At 44.1% G+C, this 20,806-nt stretch carries 16 protein-coding genes; 11 read left to right on the forward strand and 5 right to left on the reverse strand.

Annotation, left to right across the window (positions count from 1 at the left end):
- Positions 1-145: 145 nt before the first annotated feature.
- The 3 genes from M3636_RS08320 to M3636_RS08330 all read right to left on the reverse strand — a co-directional run bounded on the left by M3636_RS08320 (position 146) and on the right by M3636_RS08330 (position 2,238).
- Entirely contained in the window at positions 146-430 is a 285-nt protein-coding gene (locus tag M3636_RS08320; RefSeq protein ID WP_145408641.1) for an ArsR/SmtB family transcription factor, read from the reverse strand.
- A gap of 218 nt (positions 431-648) precedes the next feature.
- Positions 649-1,014 carry a ribosomal protein L7/L12 gene (locus tag M3636_RS08325; protein WP_251382054.1) on the reverse strand — a complete coding sequence of 122 codons (366 nt, stop codon included), beginning with the start codon at positions 1,012-1,014 and terminating at the stop codon, positions 649-651.
- A 36-nt stretch (positions 1,015-1,050) separates the two neighbouring features.
- Positions 1,051-2,238 (reverse strand): cytochrome P450 family protein, encoded by a 1,188-nt coding sequence (locus tag M3636_RS08330; protein ID WP_251382056.1) that lies wholly within the window; start codon positions 2,236-2,238, stop codon positions 1,051-1,053.
- A 168-nt stretch (positions 2,239-2,406) separates the two neighbouring features.
- On the opposite strand from M3636_RS08330, the gene M3636_RS08335 reads away from it, so the two are divergent.
- The 11 genes from M3636_RS08335 (at position 2,407) to M3636_RS08385 (ending at position 19,518) form a co-directional block, all read left to right on the forward strand.
- Positions 2,407-3,384, forward strand: coding sequence for an aldo/keto reductase (locus M3636_RS08335; RefSeq protein ID WP_251382058.1), 978 nt, complete (start codon positions 2,407-2,409; stop codon positions 3,382-3,384).
- A 247-nt stretch (positions 3,385-3,631) separates the two neighbouring features.
- Positions 3,632-4,732 (forward strand): ATP-binding protein, encoded by a 1,101-nt coding sequence (locus M3636_RS08340; protein ID WP_251382060.1) that lies wholly within the window; start codon positions 3,632-3,634, stop codon positions 4,730-4,732.
- Positions 4,720-7,128 (forward strand): DUF5682 family protein, encoded by a 2,409-nt coding sequence (locus M3636_RS08345; protein ID WP_251382062.1) that lies wholly within the window; start codon positions 4,720-4,722, stop codon positions 7,126-7,128. Before M3636_RS08340 ends, M3636_RS08345 begins: the two co-directional genes overlap by 13 nt.
- Positions 7,113-8,315, forward strand: coding sequence for a VWA domain-containing protein (locus M3636_RS08350; protein ID WP_251382064.1), 1,203 nt, complete (start codon positions 7,113-7,115; stop codon positions 8,313-8,315). Before M3636_RS08345 ends, M3636_RS08350 begins: the two co-directional genes overlap by 16 nt.
- A gap of 73 nt (positions 8,316-8,388) precedes the next feature.
- A complete protein-coding gene (locus M3636_RS08355; protein WP_251382066.1) occupies positions 8,389-11,940 on the forward strand; it encodes a DUF4132 domain-containing protein in 3,552 nt (1,183 codons plus the stop codon).
- Positions 11,941-11,944: 4 nt separating this feature from the next.
- Complete coding sequence (locus M3636_RS08360) at positions 11,945-13,729, forward strand: hypothetical protein (RefSeq protein WP_251382067.1); 1,785 nt, start codon at positions 11,945-11,947, stop codon at positions 13,727-13,729.
- The gene (locus M3636_RS08365) at positions 13,716-13,997 is read left to right on the forward strand and encodes a hypothetical protein (protein ID WP_251382069.1); all 282 of its coding nucleotides are present in this window, start codon (positions 13,716-13,718) and stop codon (positions 13,995-13,997) included. The genes M3636_RS08360 and M3636_RS08365 overlap by 14 nt, the downstream gene beginning before the upstream one ends.
- 244 nt (positions 13,998-14,241) lie before the next feature.
- Positions 14,242-14,784 carry a sigma-70 family RNA polymerase sigma factor gene (locus M3636_RS08370; RefSeq protein WP_251382071.1) on the forward strand — a complete coding sequence of 181 codons (543 nt, stop codon included), beginning with the start codon at positions 14,242-14,244 and terminating at the stop codon, positions 14,782-14,784.
- A gap of 13 nt (positions 14,785-14,797) precedes the next feature.
- Complete coding sequence (locus M3636_RS08375; RefSeq protein WP_251382073.1) at positions 14,798-16,213, forward strand: DUF4179 domain-containing protein; 1,416 nt, start codon at positions 14,798-14,800, stop codon at positions 16,211-16,213.
- A gap of 185 nt (positions 16,214-16,398) precedes the next feature.
- Entirely contained in the window at positions 16,399-18,903 is a 2,505-nt protein-coding gene (locus tag M3636_RS08380; RefSeq protein WP_251382075.1) for a WG repeat-containing protein, read from the forward strand.
- A 78-nt stretch (positions 18,904-18,981) separates the two neighbouring features.
- Complete coding sequence (locus M3636_RS08385; protein ID WP_128102196.1) at positions 18,982-19,518, forward strand: hypothetical protein; 537 nt, start codon at positions 18,982-18,984, stop codon at positions 19,516-19,518.
- A gap of 89 nt (positions 19,519-19,607) precedes the next feature.
- Here M3636_RS08385 and M3636_RS08390 read toward each other — a convergent pair whose 3' ends face one another.
- A complete protein-coding gene (locus M3636_RS08390) occupies positions 19,608-20,084 on the reverse strand; it encodes a ferritin family protein (RefSeq protein ID WP_251382077.1) in 477 nt (158 codons plus the stop codon).
- Positions 20,085-20,215: 131 nt separating this feature from the next.
- The gene (locus M3636_RS08395; RefSeq protein WP_251382079.1) at positions 20,216-20,662 is read right to left on the reverse strand and encodes a CBO0543 family protein; all 447 of its coding nucleotides are present in this window, start codon (positions 20,660-20,662) and stop codon (positions 20,216-20,218) included.
- Positions 20,663-20,806 lie beyond the last annotated feature (144 nt).

Raw genomic sequence — 20,806 nt, forward strand, 5'->3', positions numbered from 1 at the left:
AGAAGCCATAGATAACTACCCTGTTGGCATTATATTCTTGCTTACTATGCTTACGGTTGATCGCTTTCCACTCTATATTGCAGTAGTAATAGTGTTGAAATGATTTTTTATATTTCTAGAATTATAGAAATAATATCTAAAAATTTTAAGTCTTTATAAGATAAGGAACAAACTTCTGTGCAGTCTCTGTATTCAAGCTGTAGTAAATATACGTGCCTTTTTTTTGAGAAGTAAGCAGACCACAATCATACAATTGTTTTAAATGGTGGGACAAGGTGGATAGAGCAACTGTAACAAGACGATTTTCTAGGTCTGCCGGACATAGATTGCTTTCATTAGACAGAATCTGAATAATTTTGTACCGTGTCTGCTCTCCTAAGGCTTTATGAATTTTGACAGCCTGATCAATTTCATTAGTGTATTGTTGCATTTTCATGCTTCCTTTCATCTTTATTTCTTATTTCTAAAAATATTGAAATAACTGTACCATGACTTGAATCAAAAGTAAACTCCCAGCTCAGATGGACACTACTCCGTTAAAGTTAAACACCTTTTAACCGGAATGGATCCATCTTGCGGGGGAGTTTACTTTTGAAACATTGATGAGTGGAATTCTACAGCTAATTAACTACATCTCGGCCAAGTCTCTTAACGATCCAAGGATTCTACATAATCTTTGGCTTCTTTAAGAGATAATCCTCTAGCTTCACGAAGTCGCTTGATTGCCTTAATTTTCTGATCCTTCTGAAGCAGGGATAGCAGCTCCTGATCTAATTCCAATGGCGCTGTGTCTATTGCCGAAGATGAAGCAGTGAACGACGATGATGAACTTTGCTGCTGAGATAAGGATGAGGTTAATGGAGCTGAAACATTTGACGGCACACCGGCACCATTTTCCAAACGCTCAACATCTCTTTTCAATTCATTCACCTGCCGCTGTAAGCTGGCCATCCGGACTAGCGAGATTAACATGAATAGCAAAAATACGATGAATATCATTGTGTTCATTTCCATGATGCTGTGCCTCACTTTCAATTAAAACAAGGATTATTAGAGTTGTAACGGAATCTCTTTCACTCCGCGGACGATCATCCCGGGTCTCCATTCAAGCTGATCCACGTCAGCTTGAAGCTGCATATTAGGGAATCGACGTAGGAGTGTCATCACAGCGATCTCCCCCTCCAGACGGGCTAATGGAGCCCCAAGACAGAGATGAATTCCTTTTCCAAAAGCTAAATGTGGACTCTTCTCACGCGTGATGTCGAATACGTCTGCATCTTGGAATTGCTGCTCATCTCGATTCGCAGAATCCAGGGCAACTATCACAAGCTCACCTTGAGCAATATGTTGACCACGGAACTTAATATCTTCTAATGCCCAGCGCGATGTGCTAAATTCAACAGGTCCGTTGTAACGAAGCATTTCTTCAATGGCTTGATGAATCAACTCGGGTTGTTCAATAAGAAGGTCTCGCTGACTCGGGTGTTCTAATAAAGCTAGGATACCATTGCCAATGAGATTAACCGTTGTCTCATGTCCAGCAATAATGAGTAGCGCAACAACGCCTAACAGCTCGTTCTCTGTTAACTTCTCACCAGCTTCTTCGGCAACGACTAATTGACTGATGAGATCATTCCCAGGCTCTTTACGCACCTTATCAAACCAAGCATTTAGATATTCAATAAACTCTTGGGCATGCTGTTCAAACATCTCGGCGTGCTCAGAGCTCGTTGCATCAATGATTGTGTTCGACCACATCCGGAATTTATCCTGATCTTCCAGTGGAACACCGAGGATTTCACTAATCACGATGATGGGTAACGGAAAAGCATAATCATCAATCAGGTTCATTTGATCCCTGGATTCTAGCTGATCGAGTAGATTGTCTGCGATAGATTGAATATGATCTCTCATACCTGCAATCCATTTAGGGGTGAACGCTTTCTGCACAAGCCCACGTAAACGGCGGTGATCCGGCGGATCGGAGAATAACATATTATTGACAAAAATGCTCTGGTTCTCGGCTCCATACCGTTTAGCCACATCTTTACTCAGACGTGAATCTTTCAGGATCTCAACAGCATCATCATATCGCGTAATGATCCAGCCGAACTCACCACTCGGGAACATCACTTTATAGATCGGATCGTTCTTTCTAAGATTTTCATATACGGGATAAGGGTTCTGTGTAAATTCTTTAGTAAAAAACTCCGGTTGAGAAGATTCATTCATGTTCAAATTGTAAATCTCCTTTCATCTACAAGCTTGAATTGTGATATTCTTGTTTAAGGAATTACAGGGAAGTTTTGCTCTATCATACATAAAGTTTGATTCATGTATATATTCCATATTGAAATGCTGAAACCTGTCTTCAACTATAAAAATGTAACGGAGGCGAAATGTAACATGTCTAATCCTCAATTACCACTGCATCATCATCATATCCCAGCAAATCCTCTTGTCCTTGGCTGTATGCGGTTTGGAGGCGAGTGGGATGGGCTCCCGATTACCGATGATCTAGTCTACGAGGGACACCAGGCCGTAGAAGCAGCACTTGAGATTGGCATTAATCATTATGATCTAGCGGATATTTATACACGAGGCAAGGCGGAGCATGTGTTTGGACGTATATTAACAGAGTCAGCCGGCTTAAGGGAACATATCATCATTCAGTCCAAGTGTGGCATCCGCCTCGTTGGTGATGATGATGGCCCCCAACGTTATGATTCATCAGGTTCACATATCCTCGCCAGTGTGGATGGTATCCTTCAACGTCTGGGTATCGATTATTTGGATATTTTACTGTTACACCGTCCAGACCCGCTTGCACACCCGCAAGAGATTGCAGAATCCTTGGCTAAGCTTCATCATTCCGGTAAGGTAAGGCACTTCGGTGTTTCCAACATGGGCTCAGAGCAGATTCGTCTCCTGCAGTCCTATAGCAACATACCTTTTATCGTGAATCAGCTTGAGATGAGCTTAGATAAAATTGGTTTTGTCGAAGCTGGAGTTACCGTGAATCGCCCTCAAGCGCTTCATAATGTATTTCCTTATGGAACAATGGAGTTCTGTCAATCGGAGCATATTCAGCTCCAAGCTTGGGGTGCACTTGCTCAGGGACGTTTTACAGGCAGAGTGGTTGATGGGCAACGCCCAGAGATTGAAGCTACAGCTCAACTTGTTGAACGTATGGCGAAGGAACGTGGTGTTACATCTGAGGCTATTGTACTTGCATGGTTGATGAAACACCCTGCGGGTATCCAGCCTATTATCGGCTCCATCCGACCAGAGCGTATTAGAGCCTGCAAGGATGCTGTGCAAACTGAACTGACTCGCTACGAGTGGTATGAGTTATACTCGGCTTCTTGTGGACGGAGGATGTAGAACGTAGAATATAAAATTTAGAGTGAAAGATAGAGAGTTGTGAGCACAGGTTATTGCCTGTGCTTTTTTGGTGGATTTAAGTTCACATTTACACTCCTACCCATGTCCATGGACTTATATAAGAAGCCAGAGATGAAGGACGTTCCAACCATTTTTACCGTTTTCTACGGTGGTTCAGCGCATGCTGTGATAAAATGCCTATTATAAGAACATACGATCTGTTTATTCGAGAGGAGATATCTTGACGATGGAGATGCTTAAACCACCCGCCGAGACATTATATGAAACTGAATTACGGGCACTACGAGAAGAAGACACAGGGAAACGTCCTCCGCATTGGTTGTTATCTCCCGTATACGTCAGGGATTTTATTATAGGCAGGGATAAACCCGCCATATTGAATGGCGAAGAGATTCCCATTACACGTAAATTTTACGGTAATGATGTATTAATTGAACGGGCAGTCGTCACACTTGCGGGCAACCGAGGGTTAATGTTAGTAGGTGAACCCGGTACAGCGAAGACCATGCTTAGCGAATTACTATCCGCAGCAATCTCAGGGACGAGCTTAAATACGATTCAAGGCACAGCAGGCACCACAGAAGATATGATTAAGTATTCATGGAATTATGCCATGCTGCTTGATAAAGGTCCATCAGAAGCCGCCCTTGTACCGTCACCACTATATAATGGAATGAAAAAAGGGATCATCACACGTTTTGAAGAGATTACCCGTTGTCCAGCAGAGGCGCAGGATAGCTTGATCAGTATTCTGAGTGACAAGGTGATGAGTATCCCCGAACTGGATGGTGGCGTCCTGTTTGCGCAATCCGGATTCAACGTTATCGCTACTGCCAACATACGGGATAAAGGTGTTAACGAGATGAGCGGTGCATTGAAGCGTCGTTTCAATTTTGAAACGATCAAACCGATCAGCAATGTCAAAATGGAAGCCAAAATTATTGAGTCACAGGCTCGGAGCCTATTATTACATAGCGGTGTTGATATTGATATCAATGCAGACGTGGTCGAACTGTTAGCCACAACTTTCATGGAGCTTCGCACAGGATTAACGCGAGAAGGGTATAAGCTCGATACACCACAAGCAACGATGAGTACGGCTGAAGCCGTGTCGGTCTATGTTCAGAGTGCGATGACATCCTATTATTACGAAGATAAAGATATCGCTTTAGATCGCCTTGTTCAGAACATGCTTGGAACGATTGCTAAGGAAAATGAAAAAGATCTTTCGATTCTCAAATCCTATTTCTCCAAGATTGTGAAAGAACGAGCTAGGGATGAAGGAATCTGGAAGGATTATTATGAGGAGAAAAAATGGATCGGTTAGAAGAGGTTCGGCAGCAAGAGCTTGAACATGTCGAGACGTTGTTTGATTCTCAGGTGTACAACCTGAACAATGACACGATCTATTTTCCTATACGTCATCATAGTCCAGCGTGTTCTTATCATTTGCTACGATTAATAAAAGAGTATAAGCCGGATGCCATCCTCATTGAAGGACCGGAGAGCGGTAATCCTTATCTTGAAGTATTAAGTGATGAAGCTACCATTCCACCGATTAGCTTGTATTACACCTATGAGACGGATCAAACGAGAGAAGCCTGCTATTATCCCATGCTGCGATATTCACCGGAGTATGTAGCTCTGAAAGAGGCTTCACGGCTTGGCATCCCAGCTCATTTCATTGACTTGGATTATCATCATTTCTCGAAACCGAGAGAACAAGAGCAACAGCACGTATCCGTTCAGGATGAAACATTGCTTGCAGGATCTGACTTTATTCTTCGGTTGTGCCACAAAACGAATTGTCGTAGCTTCGATGAATTGTGGGAGAAAGTATTTGAGATTGCAGGGCTTGAGAAAACAACGCAAGCATTTGTGCAGGATGTATTTACCTATTGCACACTATCTCGTATGTGTTATTCAGATGAGCAACTGCAACGTACAGGGGATCTCGCAAGAGAAGCTCATATGAAACAACGTATACAAGAGGCTAAGCTGGTATTTGACCGTGTGCTGGTGATTACGGGAGGGTTCCATACCTATGGGCTTGTTATGCCAGACACGAATTCAACCAGCTCCGATAACGCTAATATATCCCGATCTTCTCTCAAGCCCGAGACGGAACCCTTGCGGAAGCAAATGTATCCGATGGTTTATACATTCGCTGAAGCGGATCGATTAAATGGATATGCAAGCGGGATGCCTTATGTCAATTATTACGAACAGATCTGGAATCACATCCTTCGTCATAACCAGTCACCCTATCATGCAACGGCTGTGGAGGTTTTATCTAAACTTACACGCAAGCTTCGTGAAAATCATGAGTATGTATCTACAAGCGATGCAATTGAAGCTTATAGCATGATTCAGGGACTCGCGTCACTGCGTGGCAAGAGAGAAGGCGGAGTTTACGAGTTGATGGATGGTGCATTATCTGCTTTTGTAAAAGGTGAACTTACGTTAGCTACAGATAAACCGCTACAAGAGCTTCAACATGTGCTAACCGGGGATGTCATCGGCGCGGTTGCACCGAACCAATATAGTATTCCGATTGTTGAAGACTTCAAAGAGCGCTGCAATGAGGCTAAGCTCCAGCTTCGAACGACGGGCCAACACAAGAAAGTGTTAGATCTGTACGCGAAGCCTGAACATCGCAAGCTCAGTCAATTATTTGAATGTACGACGTATCTAGTCCCGGACTTTGCCAGACGTCAGGCAGGCCCGGATTGGGTTGCACAGCGTGATATGAATTTGGTTCGAGAGACGTGGGTGTATGCATATTCCTCCAGAGTCGAAGCACGTTTGATCGAAAATTCGCTATATGGAGGGACGATTCAGGAAGCGGCAACACGGAAGATGGAAGAAGCGATGAGTGACATTCCAGACCATCATAGCGGGGAGCTTGCGAGAGCGATGCTGCAAGCCATGCTGATGGGATTACAAAGTACCTCAAAACAATTGGTTGAGAAGGTGCGAAGTGCGCTCAGAACGGATGGTAACTTCCTATCCTTGTGTGCCAGTCTTCGAATTCTGCACCGTATTCATCAGCATCGCAGACTCCTTGGTCTATTCGAGGATCAGCAGTTGCCTGCTATGGTGCTCGAAGCATATAACAACGCTGTGGACAAGCTGTTACATCTCTCTAGAACGAACCCCGACGAGCATGAAGCAATCATTCAAGGGTTGAAGCTGCTTGCTATGCTGGCAGAATCCTCGGAGGAACGTTATCTAGATGACACATTCAGAATACATCTGAATGAACTATTAACGGATCATCAGTTTCCTGCTCAATTGGAAGGCGTATGTATTGCCATTTCTTCAGGACTAGGTGATCGACCAAGGCATGAAATTGTAGAACGAGCACGTGGTTATATCCATGGGGCTCCGGAACAGATGCGCCAGACCGCTCTTTATTTGCAAGGTGTATTTGCCGTAGCTCGTGATGCCTTCTTATATGAAGATGAACTATTACATGAACTAAATCTTCTAATTGAGCAGCTCCCACTGGATGAATTTATGAGTATGGTACCTGAGCTGCGGCTCGCGTTCACCTATTTCACACCGATGGAAACGGGTCTCATCGCTGATAGAGTCGCAAGTCTGCACCACGTTCAATCCGAGGAATTAGGGCGAGCCCCAATAGATGAACAACTACTACAAGCGGCTAGATCATGGGATGAAGCAATGCGAAAGGAGTTTGGCGCATGGAAGCTGACCTGAATAAAGAGGTATCGACAAACGATGAGCTGCATGGCGTTGACGGATCTAAGGAGGTACGCAATACAACCGAGACCATTAACCGCTGGCGACTCATTCTTGGTGATTCAGCAGAGGAAGGTTTGTCTAACAACGAAGCGTTTGATTCCGAGAATTTTCATTATCACGAAGTTGATGAGATTCTAGGTTATTTGTATAACCGTGAGTATGGTGAGGAACAGGGGTACCGCAAAACAGGTGGACAAGGTGCTTCTGATCTGACGGTGCCCAAATGGCTTCATAAAGTTCGAGAGCTCTTTCCTAAAACGACGGTCGAAATTCTCGAAAAGCAGGCGCTTGACCGTTACGGCTTAACGGAGTTACTAACCGACAAGAAGCTGTTAGAATCCCTTGAACCAAATATGAATCTGCTCAAGAACATTATGCAGTTCAAAGGTCGTATGAAGGGCGATGTACTTCGTAGTGCCAAAGAAATTGTGCGCACCGTGGTTGAGGAGCTTCGCAGTAAGCTAGAATCTCAGACCCGGGCTAGCATCCTAGGGAAACGCAGTCGTTACACATCTAGCTCGGTACGATCTTTGCGTAATCTGAATTTCAAACGAACGATCACCCGGAATTTGAAAAATTACGATAAAAATAAACGAAGATTCGTAATAGATCGTCTGTACTTTGACGGTTCGACACAGAACCATAACAAGTGGGACATTATCATTGCTGTCGATGAGAGTGGAAGTATGATGGACTCCGTCATCTATAGCTCGGTTATGGCAAGTATTTTCTATCGCTTGAATGCACTTCGTACGAAATTATTTATATTTGATACCCAGGTCGTTGATCTAAGTAACCGATTGGAAGATCCCGTGGATGTTCTCATGAATGTACAGCTTGGTGGGGGAACGCATATCGCCAAAGCATTAAGATACGGTGAGACGTTAATTGATAACCCTGGCAAAACGATCTATATTCTCGTCAGTGACCTGGAAGAAGGATTCCACATCAACCACATGTACCAAGCGTGTAAAGATATTATTGATGCGGGCTGCAAATTGCTCGTGCTCACAGCACTTGATTTCAATGGAGATTCGGTCTACAACAAACACGCCGCCCAGACACTCACGAATATGGGTGCGCATGTTGCAGCCATTACCCCGAATGAACTAGCCGATTGGATTGGCGAGATTATCACGTAAAAATGCTTGCAGGATAACATAGAACCACATCACGTTTGTTGTTGGTAAACTCAACCTTAAGGAGGAATAAAATATGATTACAGTTGATCGCGGAATTGAAGGTTTAGTCGAAAAGTTTGCAGTGATGTGCTCTCAAGACTATTCACTCAAAACAGACCGTAGTGATGAAATTATTGAATATGTTATGGGTCGTACAGACAAGTTTCCTGAGATGATGGGGAAATCAAGCCATTATGTTTATTATACGATTGATATGTTAACCAAGCTTGGTAAAAAGGATGACGGAGATGTGTTTTTCCGTGCAGGAGCTATAGTGATGCATTTGGAATCGAGCTATGCTAAACGTAATTCGTGGCGAACGAGTGCGTTTGAAATTTGTATTAGTGCGGCATTCTCACCGTATGGATTAGCTGGAAGAAGTCAGACTCCTGATCGTATGGATCAGTTAGTGCAACGATTGAACAAAATCAAGCAATTCGCTGGTGAAGAGGAAATCCTTGAAGAATTGAATGGCAGATTGAAGCGTGCACAGTGGCTCTTAAATAACAAAGAGAATCAGGGTAACTATCAGGATATCCTGCAAGCACTCATGTTATTACAACTGTACTCCAAGCTAAGTGACACTGCATCTCATGCTGCCCAGGTGCAACAATATAAGCAATCTCTGCCACCACTATTGCAATATGTGATGGAAGATGATTCGAAGAAGCTGCGGGATGAACTACATACATTAATTGAGCCTGCAATCGTGCGTCATATGCAAGGAAAGCATCACAGCTCTGCCAAAATACTGAAGGATGAGCCTATACAGCAAAAGCGCAGTCAGCTTATAGCTAAGTATTATCCGAATACTGAACTCTCTTCCAAAGAACAAGGCTCACATAGTGAGTTTCATCAAATGATGATACTGCTCAGCAGCGCTGTGCTGTATCTGATTAACATACATGGAGGCAAACAGCGATTCCTTGAGGCTGAGACAGAGACGGGAGCTGTTCTGCTAGACACCATCCAACGGTTACATGAAATATATCCTCTCGAAATTCGTCAGTTTTTGCTCGGCTTGGACTCCAGACCGAAGAATGCAAATGCGCTGCTTGAAGGACTGGTCTCCTTAGAGGAGCCTTACCAGTTGATTGAATTGTTACGTGATGAACTCAATGCATACATGATATCTTGGAACACGCTTCATGCGGCTATTGTGAGTCAGCCTGAGCAAGCGGCACGAGCGTATGAGATCATCAAGACTCCTTTCCTCAAAGCGGTCATTCAAAAAATAATGGAAGATAACGGATTGGCATTAGCTAATCCTGAAGCGACGATGGAGGAGGCTGTGTTTAACGCTCTTCGTCAGCCTTTGGATGGAGGAAGACAGGGACTTGCGATTGCCCGGTATTTAAATGGTGAAACGTCATTAGAAGAATATTGGGAAGATCCAAACAGTCGTGGGCTGTTTAATCATCTGAATCGGGATCGAAAACGAATTAACAATCTGATCAGCATTAGCTTTTTGCCACTTGATTCGGAAGCGATGCGGCGGTTTGCCATTCTGACAACCCATCCGGATTGGACGCTGGATATTATCTCGGATATGTATAGCTCTTATGCTTTCAGTGGTGAGAAGCTGCTGCAACGTTATGGACAAGACCCTCAGGTGAAGCGTGAGCAATTGCTTACTAGCCTTTTCTCGCTTAATGGGATGACGGATTATAGTTACAAATCGATGCCACACGATGAATATCGCCGTATCATTCAGCAGAATTTGGATTATGCACTCTCACAATATAAGAAGTTACCTACAGATACGCGCATTTTGATACTTGAAATTGCTTTTGAACAACGTGACGAGCTTTCGAAGGAACAGCTGGCTGAGGCGATTCGTGCCGGACTACAGGATTCTTCCAAAAAAGCAACGAGTACTGCGTTAGCTGAATTCAACCGTATACCGGATCAGGAATTATATACGTTGATATATCGCTCAGAGAAAAAAGCAGCAATCAAAGAGATGGCTCTATCTGCAATCCGATCACTGAAAAACAGCAAGGCAGTGTACGAGGAACTGTACAAGAGCGAGAAATCGGCGGACTGGAAAAACCTTATTCAAATCCTGAAAGAAACTGCAGATCAGAGTCCAGAGTTTGCACACGCTGCGCTTGCTGAACAAGCAGATACCAAAAAGCTGTCCAGACTCGGATGGTTATCTCTGAAAGATTTACCTGCACTAATCCGTTTAGAGGACAATCAGCCGCTAGATGACCGCATCAAACAGTATGCCTTGATACAATCGGTTGAACATACATCTGCTCCGAATGAACGACTTAATGAACTTCGCGAATATATTAGCGAGGAATCGTTGGCACGTTTTGTGAATGAGTTACTTCATGTGTGGATTCAAGATAGCGCTCCTGCGAAGGAGAAATGGGTGATGTACCTTGCAGCACTCTTTGGCGATATTCAGATTGTGAATATATTGGCTTCCCAGATCAAGGATTGGACTGAAAATAGTCGGGGTGCAATTGCGGCAGATGCTGTAAAAGTACTTGCTTACCTGAAAGAGCCTTCTGCTCTGATGGCAATTGACAAAATTAAACGTAGTGTGAAGAATCGTCAGGTTAAAGGTGCCACAGAGGAAGCGTTACAGCTTGCAGCCGACAACCTCGGACTCACTTCGGAGCAACTGGAAGATCGATTGGTTACAACTCTCGGATTCGATGAGAATGGTACGTTACAGCTCAGTTATGGGGAGCGGTCATTCCTCATCAAGGTGAGCAGTGATCTGCAGGTCGTCGTGCTGAATGAAGAAACAGGCAAATCCGTGAAGAGTCTGCCTACTCCTGCGCAAAAAGATGATGCTGAGCTCGCCGCTAAATCCAAGGCACGTTTCACACAGTTGAAGAAGGAACTTAAATCCATGGTTAATATTCAGGCACAACGACTTGAAGAGTCATTGTCCAAGCAACGTCTATGGTCTGCAGCGGACTGGAAAGACTTATTCGTTCGCAATGTCATCATGCGTAAATTCGCTGTTGGTCTGATCTGGGGAACGTATGAAGATGGGGAGCTGGTAGACACCTTCCGTTATATGGAAGACGGCACATTTAATACGGTGGACGAGGACGAATACGAGCTTGCTTCGACTGCACGTGTTGGACTCGTGCACCCACTTGAACTTGAGACAACTACGTTAGAAGCATGGAAGACACAACTAGAGGATTATGAGATCAAACAACCGTTTGAGCAACTGGAACGTGAAGTTCATGTCGTTGAGGATGATGACAAAAATAAAGTTGAATATGAGCACTTGCCAGAAGCAGAATTCTCGCCAACTGCTCTTCCAAAAGCATTGGAGAAGTACGGATGGATCAAAGGTCCAGCACAGGACGGTGGCTGGTATCATGAATTTTACAAGGAATATGGAGACCTCGTTGCAGAACTGCAGTTCAGTGGCACTAGCATCACGTATTATGATGGATTAGAAGAGATTACACTTGAAGGGCTACACTTCTTCAAGCCGGAGAATAACAGATCGTATTATTATGGCAATAACAAAGCCATTCCGCTCGGACAGATATCTGGACGCATATTTAGTGAGACCATCTATGATATTTTGAGAGCAACGGGGCGTTGATCAGGTGAATTCATTTGAACAAAAGTTTCGGATATTCTCCAATCGATGTACCGAAGATTATTTGATTCGATATGCGAATAAAGGGTTGTATAAGCGATCTTTAAAAGAGTTGGATAACGGTGTAACGGTAGACTATACATGGAACGAAACATCCGTCAGTTGTGAGCTAAGTGAAGGGTCAACGTGTACGCTGGAAAATACGCTTGATCATTGGCAATGTTCATGTCCATCCGAACAAATCTGCAAGCATGTGTTAATTTCAATTCTCTATTATCAGCGGGAGCATGTGACAACAGACATAGAGAATTCGAGTGTACAAAGTGAAACAGAAGGCGTAACCGGCGTAACTCAGGAAAGTGAACTTGTTGAAATTAGTGTAGATAGTGTAGATCAAGCTTCATCGTCCACAGGAACAGTGTCCCGCTTCAGCTGGATGCTTGAAGCTGATCTTACGAAACTGATTAAATCGCTAAGTTCTTCAGTCATTGAAGAAGTGCTGTTCCGTTTAAGGTATCCTGAAGCCATTAAAGTGTTGGAAGATTCACTTCTTACGGTATACCTTGTGAGACAGAACATTGAAGTGTCATTTACGGAGGAGCCCAGTCTCGCCAAAGCTCTGTGCAAAGTGAAGCAAACGGCTGGAAATATTGCCAAGCTCGAAGCATTGCTTCGATACAGGATGCAACAAGGGATAGATGATACTGAATCTCTAAATACCAAAGCATTTGACCTAAAGTTCTCCCTACAGACAGTTAAAGAATGCCGTATTATCCTGGCTGATATGCTCAAAACAGGACTCGCACGGCTTCCTGAGTCCTATATAGCAGAGTTAGAGACGCTAGCGATCACAGCCCATAGCGGTAATTTGCCTGATATTGAGCGTAGCTTACGCGGCATTCAGGGAGAGCTACAGTTGTTTTTTAACCGACATGTGCGCTTCTCTATGCCCACATTGCTGAACCGAGTAAGTAAGCTGTACCTTGCACTTCACGTCCTTGAACAGGAAAAGGCGTCAGCCATTCAACAAAGCCAGCTTATTGGTCGATTCCGCAGTAAATATTATACAGTGCCGGAGCTGCATTTGTATGGAATCGGAGCAGATGCATGGGAGACAAGTTCAGGCTACCGAGGCATCACATATTACTTCTGTGGGCTAGACGACCAGCAGATCTATACGTATAGCGATGTCAGAGCCACTTATTATGAAGATCAAGAGTTCTCTTATACAGAACATTATGGATCTTACATTCCGTGGCTGCCTCAAGTGACATTTCGTCAGTTTGCGGGCGAAGAAGTGCAATTCAGCGCTGTCAAAGTAAATGAAGAACGCAGGCTATCTTCTGGAGAGGGAGCTAAGCTTACGATTCTCCCTCGGTCAGAAGTAGAGAATGTGAATATAGAGTGGCTGGTTCAGGAAGCTTCGTCAATTCTAGGTTATGATTCACAGGAAGTTAGCTTGTTCTCTGCTCCTAAAGAGCAACTTGCTATGGTTAAGGTCTCGCGCATTTTGGAACATCACTTTGAGCCGAGTACACAGGATCTTATGCTTACGATGTTGACAGAAGCAAGTGAAGAACTCGTTCTGACATTACCTTATGCCTCGGATTGGGAAACGACGATTAAACGGCTGGAATCAGGCTATGGCGCGGTAGCTCTGGAGTATTTCTATGCCTTTGTTCGAGTAGAGCAACAGCAGATCGTCCCCATCAGTTTTCTGAAAGGAAACACCGTATTCAGTCTTAAGCTGGATCTGGGTTATGGAAGGATGAAGAGACTTGGAAGACTATAATTACCTCATGCAGAGATTCGAGAGCTGGTCGGAAGAGTTGTTATTGCGAGGTTTATCCCAATTTAGTACCCGAGATCTAGATGTGCTGCAACCGCTGGCGGAGGAATCATTGCAGTTGCAGATGACGTTTTTACACGAGCTGATTGAACATGTAATTCAGGAAGGGCGCCGGGTGGCTCTCGGAGAAGGCGATGAAGATGTATTGTTTTATCAGTTTTGCCGTCTGACCCAATATGTACAGCTTAGTATTAAGCAAGACAGCGTATAGAATAATAGTGGAGCTTACCTGAGCGGATATAGAGTATGATGCATCAGAGCATGTAGCTATAATCTATCAATGAATTTCATACGTTATAGAAACATATTAGAAGATTTGCAGTTGGCTCTTACCACTGCAAATCTTTTTTTATCAACTGTGTAAGTAAAAGACATTTTCCAATCGAATATAGTAAGGTCAGTACATATGGATATATGCCATCTCAACAGGACGGGAAGGGAGGGAGTCTGTCGTCGTGAACGAAGAACAGATTAGACATGCCATAGCAAGCGGTGATGCTGAAGCGATGGAATGGGTGATGAACCATTATGCTGGTTTGTTATGGAAAATCGTACATTCTATCCTCTATCAGGCATCGACTGAAGATATTGAAGAATGCGTAGCTGATACATTTTTTACATTTTGGCGAAATCCAGATGCATTTCAATCCGGCCGAAGTAGTCTCAAGAATTATCTGGCAACGATCGCCAAACATAAAGCGATTGACCGCTATCGAAAGCTAAGTCGCAGATCAGAGCTTACATATGAAGAAGAGATTCATGCGCAGCATTCGGAAGACTTGCTCGTCCAGGTGATTAGTAAGGAGAACGATGTGGAACTTAAACAAATGATAGAGTCTTTTCCAGAGCTAGAACGTGAGATCATGAAGCGTCGATTTTACGATGGGCAACGCCCCCATGAAATATCGGAGGCATTGTCTCTGCACGTCAGGCAAGTTCACAATAAGCTGTATCGCTCCAGACAGCGCTTGAAAACATGGTGGATTAATAGGAAGTAAGGGAGGCGACACGATGAAAGCATCCAACCAACCGTTCACGGAACAAAATCTTGCTAACATTAAGCGATTGTTCTATAAAAAAGTAGCGATGAATGAATCCGGAACGGATAAACCATCCGCTGTATCTCATGATTCCCCCATACCTCTAACACAGACCAGACCTCGGAGAAAAAGGGTTCGTAAAGCGATTTCCATCCCTGTTGCTGCTGCGTTTTCCTTATGCCTGATGACGGGGGCTGCTGCTTCTGTGGGAATCATAGATTTATCTTCAGTTCTACATTTTTTGGGCGAAGATCGTTTAAGTATTCTGAAGCCTGTGCATCAGGTCAGTGAGGATCAAGGGATTCGGATGGAAGTTATTGGTGCAGCTAGGGACGGAAACACAACGGAAATCTATGTTGCGCTCACTGACCTGACAGGGCATCGCATTGACGATACATTGGATATTTATGATTTCAGAGTATCTGGAGGAAGGGCAAATAACGCACAGGTCGTACAATACGATGAATCGAAGCAAACAGCCATTGTTCGCTTTCTCATTCAAGGAAAAGTCAGCGCACAACGAATTACGGTTCGCATTAATACGATGATGTCAGGCGCAGCTCGTAATGACGATTATCGTGTGCCTGTCGACTGGGACAAATTACTGCAAGAAAAGAACACCACAAGCTACGATATTCTGGATAGAGAAACTGATTCTATCAGCGGATTCGGCGGTGAAGCCGGTAATGACTTGTGGGAGATCGGCAAGATTCCTGTACTCCATCAAGATGTAACCCAGATCCATGTAGAGGGAATGGATTGGATGCATATTTCGAATATTGGCTTTATTGATGATCAGTTACACATTCAGACTAATCCAGACAAGGAGATCGGGGAATACAATCATGGTCACTTCTACTTTACGAATGAGCAAGGAAAAAAGCTTGATATACCCGAATACTCCATTAGCTACGGGCATTATATGAAGGATGGCGTGGGATATGGAGGAGACTATATTGAGTACGTGTATGATCTATCTGCTCTGTCCAAAGCTGGTCAATTGCATCAGTTAAAGCTTAAGGGGAGCTTCACCAACATCACAGAAGTCTTGAAGGGAAACTGGACAACCACGTTTGACCTCAAAAAGGATGCTGTACGCAAAGTGGGAGCTATCCAGCTTTCTGATCCAGACGGTTCACAAGTTCCGATCTCTATTCAACTCTCCACCATCGGAATTACTCTTACAGGAGAGAAACTAGAGAAGATTCCACTAGATGATCTGCGCATGGAGATTTATCTAAAGGATGGTTCGCGACTTACAGCCGTCTCCGGTTTTATTAGTCTGGATCAGGATCTCCTCAAGTGGATATCCCCATCAACAATCCCGGTGCATGATGTGACTCATCTGCTTATCAATGGACAGAAGGTACCTCTGCAAGATGAATGATGAATGAAGAATCAGAATGAAGAAGACTAAACGGAGAAGAATGTGTAGTCGTATCACAAGATGATCAAGCTTGTTCCTCATCGTCTATGTAAACGTGGAAGTAAGTTATGGAAGTGAATTTCATGTCATATCCCTGTAGATGACGCATACCATTAGGCGAATGCGGTCATAAGGGAGGAACCAAAATGTCTATAAGCGAGCCGCTACTTGTTCAGATTGTCCATCAACATATCCCGGCTGGTGCAACAGTCGTCACAATTGATAAACCGGTGAAACATCCCGCCATTTATGCTGCTGACCTGACGGGAGATGGTATCCCAGAAATTGCTACAGTCTATCAGTTGAATGGTGAACTATACCTACTCGTTCTGAAGTTTTATAACGGTCAATGGATCAAGATGTCGCTTACCAAAGGACTGGGATATCGGGTTACGTTACTCACGGCTGCGCCAGTTACATCTACCTCTAGAAATAATCTTATTGTAGGGTGGCAGCTAGGTGCAATCTGGTCGAAGCTGGCTGTATATGATTGGACGGATTCTGGCTTAAAGGATCTATCACCAGAAGATGTCGTATTTAGCCATGCAGAGATTATTGATATGCCAGGACAGCATGGACGAGATGGCAAAGTAGAAATTGCACTATGGATTCATGATACAGGCGAAGCTTACCGGGTAGATATCATTCGCTGGCAAAATGGCAAGTGGGTATCTGCACCGGACGTCTATCCCTACTATTTCCCCAAAGTGGTGCAATATTATGAGAAGCTGACGCAGCATTATCCAGACTACATTTTCTACTGGAGTTACCTCGCAGACGCACAATATAAGGCAGGCATGTTCCCTGCTGCACTGGCTTCTGTCCAGAAAGCATTAAGCTTCACTGACCCCTATCCATCCAAAGAGGCATTACTTGCTCTTGAGAAAAGCATTAAGCAAGCCATGGAAAGTGGCAGTCATGCGCGCGAGGTCACGTGGTTATATCCCGTTTCCGTTAGAACCGTACATGGGACTCGGTGGGGCTACATGGATGAACAAGGTCATATTCGATTGGAGCCTGTACTAGACGATGCGCGTGATTTTCAACCGAACGGTCTTGCCGTTGTCGTGCAAAATGGGAAAGCTGGCGTCATTAATTTGAATGGACAATTTGTCGTTCAGCCACTTTACGATAGTATTAATTCGTATGTGGAAGGTCGAGCGATCGTTATCGATGCCCAAGGTTTCAAAATGATTGATGAACAAGGACATGTCTTGACCCGACGAGCCTATCCATTTATTGCGGATCTATCTGATGGTCGTGCTTTATTTTACGATACGGACAGCAGTACAGGCGGTGGAACCAGCAAATATGGTTATCTAGATCAATCAGGTCAAGAGGCCATTAAGGCACAGTTCCAGTCAGCCTATGATTTTCAGCAAGGGAAGGCCGTCGTGCAGATTAAGGAGAATGAGTATGCGTTAATTGACCTCAACGGTAACAGACTCGCAACGTATCCTTACCCGTATGTCGGCCCACTAGGCGACGGAATGCTTGCATTCCAGAAGGAGACAGCAGGCAAATATGGATATATCGATGAACGTGGCAATATCATCATTCAGCCCCAGTTTAGCACAGCACTTCCGTTTCATAACGGGCTTGCCATTGTTAACACCTCAGCGGACTACAAATCAACTTATGGTGTGATTAATCGGCAAGGGCAATTCGTCATTCAGCCAACCTATAACGATATTCGAGAGCTGGGAGAGCAGCGGTTTGCGCTTGGTCAAGCGATTGATCCCGAACAGCCTTACATTGGTTCCTTTTATGCAATTGCGGATGAATCTGGGAAGTTACTCTCGTCATTCACGTATCGGGATGTGGGACAGTTTAAACAGGGATTACTTTCCGCGTCAGATGGCAAACGCACCTATTTGCTAGATCGCAGTGGTCAGCCCGCTCCAGGATATCCTCAGGTGGAAGGCTCGGGTACGCTTGAGGTTGTAGCTCCGAATCTGATCAAAGCATTTGTCGACCAACGTTTATCCTATGTGAATCGAAGCGGACAGGTGATATGGAAACAAAATACGATCGTGCCGCTCCATCCACCGTACCGTGTGCGTGAGGAAAAGTATAAGCCTAACCCGGATTATTTAGTTTATTATCCGCAAGTTGAAGGGATGGCAGATCAAGCCGCACAGCTTGGGGTGAATGCCAAACTAAAATCCTTATCACAGGTTAAGCCTATTCCTGCGGATCAGAAATTAGATTATTCCTATACGGGTGACTTTGACATTACCTTCTATAAGCAGCAGTTACTTCAATTACAGCTTACAGGGTACAACTATCCGTTTGGTGCGGCACATGGCATGCCTACGATGATATACGCCATTATTAATTTAACGAATGGACGTATGTATGAGCTCAAAGACTTATTTAAACCAAACAGTGACTATGTCAAGGTTCTAAGTCGAATTGTAGCTGATCAGATTAAGAATGATCCACAATATTCGTATGTGTTTCCTGATACGTATGAGGGCATTAGCCCAGATCAGCCGTTCTTTGTGACAGCAGATGCACTGCATCTGTATTTTGCACCTTATGAGATTGCACCTTATGCCGCTGGATTCCCAACCTTCAACATTCCGTTTATTCAGATCAAAGATATCATCAATACCGAAGGCGAGTTCTGGAAGGCTTTCCATATGTAAATCCGTCCCATTCGCACAGGCAAGTCGTCCACCCAACGCGTAAACTGAAGTAAGTTCAGTGGAGCGAGGTGAAAATGCATGGCTAAACCAAATACAATACGCGTAAAGGCAGAGCGATATAAAGATCGTCCTGTATGTGTGACTCTCCATAATGGTGAAACGTATATTGGCTACATTAGGGATGTGAAACATGGAGGCGTGGTGATTGCCGGGGGAGGCAAGATATCGCACACTGGGGCAACCGACGGGAAATCCCATTCCGCCAAGCGTAGCAAAGTTAATCGCAGTAATGGTAAGGGTGTTCGTTCTAACAACCGCCGTAAACGGGTAAACAGCACAGGCAAGGCTTCCAACTATACGCGCACTACTTCAAACGCGCAGGTCTCATCCTTCATGCCAATGATGGGTTCACTAATGGGTGGGTTAGGAGGAGCGACTTCGGCTGGGAGTATGCTAGGCGGAGGTATGCGTCTGTTCGGTATGATTCAACGCTTCGTGCCAGTCGTGAAAATGGGCTACGGCATGATCAAATCCATCCAGCCATTTATGGGTGCGGTGCAGGGTCTAATGGCTCCTCAGTCTAACCCATCCGAAGCTGAGGCGGAGGAGGAATAATATCACATTCAAGCCCCGAGGAAGGAATAACGTAGCCTAAGGGGCTTCTCTTCTTTTTCATATCTTTGATTACATCATGCTGGAAATCCTTATCTCGGTAAGTTGTATGTTATTAAATTGTTGTATTTATCGGCATGTTTTTGTTCATCGAGTATAATTCCCCATACTGTATCCTTGTAAATTCCATAAGGCAGACCAAACCATATTTTTCGATATCTCTCAACAGCGCTTAATTCCCCTTGAAAAGCAGTCTGCAGACCACTCAGATAAGAATCAACCGGTTCAGCCGTGGCCTGACTCTCCTGACCAATGTCCTGACCCGTTAAATCTTTATACATTTCTCTAAACATCTGATTATGTGCACGTTCATCATTTCGAATGCTCGTAATAATCATAGCCTGGTTCGCATTGGGAGCAAGCTTGATGAGAGCGTCATAAAATAACTCATCACTTTTTTCCCCTTGAACTGCCATCTTCATTAATGCAAGAGCTTCATTCGCAGATGTTGCCCAGATGGGTGTAAAGCCTTGCCTGTAGTAATAGTGCACCGGATATGCCGTATACATAAGAAACCTCCCCAAAAACTTAATATGGGTTACGATATGCACGAATGCCTATGAGGGTTAATATGAATGGATTGATTATTTGTTTGGTTAAGTCCCAGTCTGTACAGAACAGGAGTTTTTATCTGTAACCTTTACTTCGAAAAGAGATGTGCAAACACTTTGCTATAGGCATATGCGAGTACAAACGGCAGAAAATAAGAGCAGAACGTCCAAAAGATATTCCACCCATTAAAATAAACAACGTGCCCCATGATCTTGGCGATCCATTCAATTAATGTTAGGGTAGCTGCTGCCACAAGGATCGACGGCCAAGGCTTTTTCTTATGTACAAGAATACAGTACATCATTAGACAACCGGCCATCGGATAGATGCCTAAGTCCATCGGAAGAGCTGCATAGGATTGGTTCCTCGTGTTGGGAAGGATGTTCCAGAAAAAATTAAAGCCTACGCTGTTAATGCATGCTGAAGTGGCTATCCCGAGCGGATAATAAACGAGGATTATTTTAAATTGTCGCCTTAATATCCACCCACCTATAATAACAGGGATAACAAATCCCACAATAATGTTAACTAGCATGCAAATCCCCCCCCTTATTAATGACGATTTTCAATGATCTCAATGATCATCTCAAATGCAAATGTTAATGACTTAATTTCGCTTATTCTCTTGAAGTAGGCGGTCGACCTTATCCGTTAGGAGTTTTAATTTTTTGTCATAGTG

This window comes from Paenibacillus sp. MER 99-2, assembly GCF_023714095.1.
GTDB lineage: Bacteria > Bacillota > Bacilli > Paenibacillales > Paenibacillaceae > Paenibacillus.

Excerpts from the sequence above, each read along its gene's own strand:
- M3636_RS08375 (WP_251382073.1), top strand. The coding sequence starts at position 14,798 with ATGAAAGCATCCAACCAACCGTTCACGGAACAAAATCTTGCTAACATT.
- M3636_RS08325 (WP_251382054.1), bottom strand. The coding sequence starts at position 1,014 with ATGGAAATGAACACAATGATATTCATCGTATTTTTGCTATTCATGTTA.
- M3636_RS08345 (WP_251382062.1), top strand. The coding sequence starts at position 4,720 with ATGGATCGGTTAGAAGAGGTTCGGCAGCAAGAGCTTGAACATGTCGAG.
- M3636_RS08395 (WP_251382079.1), bottom strand. The coding sequence starts at position 20,662 with ATGCTAGTTAACATTATTGTGGGATTTGTTATCCCTGTTATTATAGGT.
- M3636_RS08355 (WP_251382066.1), top strand. The coding sequence starts at position 8,389 with ATGATTACAGTTGATCGCGGAATTGAAGGTTTAGTCGAAAAGTTTGCA.
- M3636_RS08385 (WP_128102196.1), top strand. The coding sequence starts at position 18,982 with ATGGCTAAACCAAATACAATACGCGTAAAGGCAGAGCGATATAAAGAT.
- M3636_RS08320 (WP_145408641.1), bottom strand. The coding sequence starts at position 430 with ATGCAACAATACACTAATGAAATTGATCAGGCTGTCAAAATTCATAAA.
- M3636_RS08340 (WP_251382060.1), top strand. The coding sequence starts at position 3,632 with ATGGAGATGCTTAAACCACCCGCCGAGACATTATATGAAACTGAATTA.
- M3636_RS08380 (WP_251382075.1), top strand. The coding sequence starts at position 16,399 with ATGTCTATAAGCGAGCCGCTACTTGTTCAGATTGTCCATCAACATATC.
- M3636_RS08390 (WP_251382077.1), bottom strand. The coding sequence starts at position 20,084 with ATGTATACGGCATATCCGGTGCACTATTACTACAGGCAAGGCTTTACA.
- M3636_RS08335 (WP_251382058.1), top strand. The coding sequence starts at position 2,407 with ATGTCTAATCCTCAATTACCACTGCATCATCATCATATCCCAGCAAAT.
- M3636_RS08350 (WP_251382064.1), top strand. The coding sequence starts at position 7,113 with ATGGAAGCTGACCTGAATAAAGAGGTATCGACAAACGATGAGCTGCAT.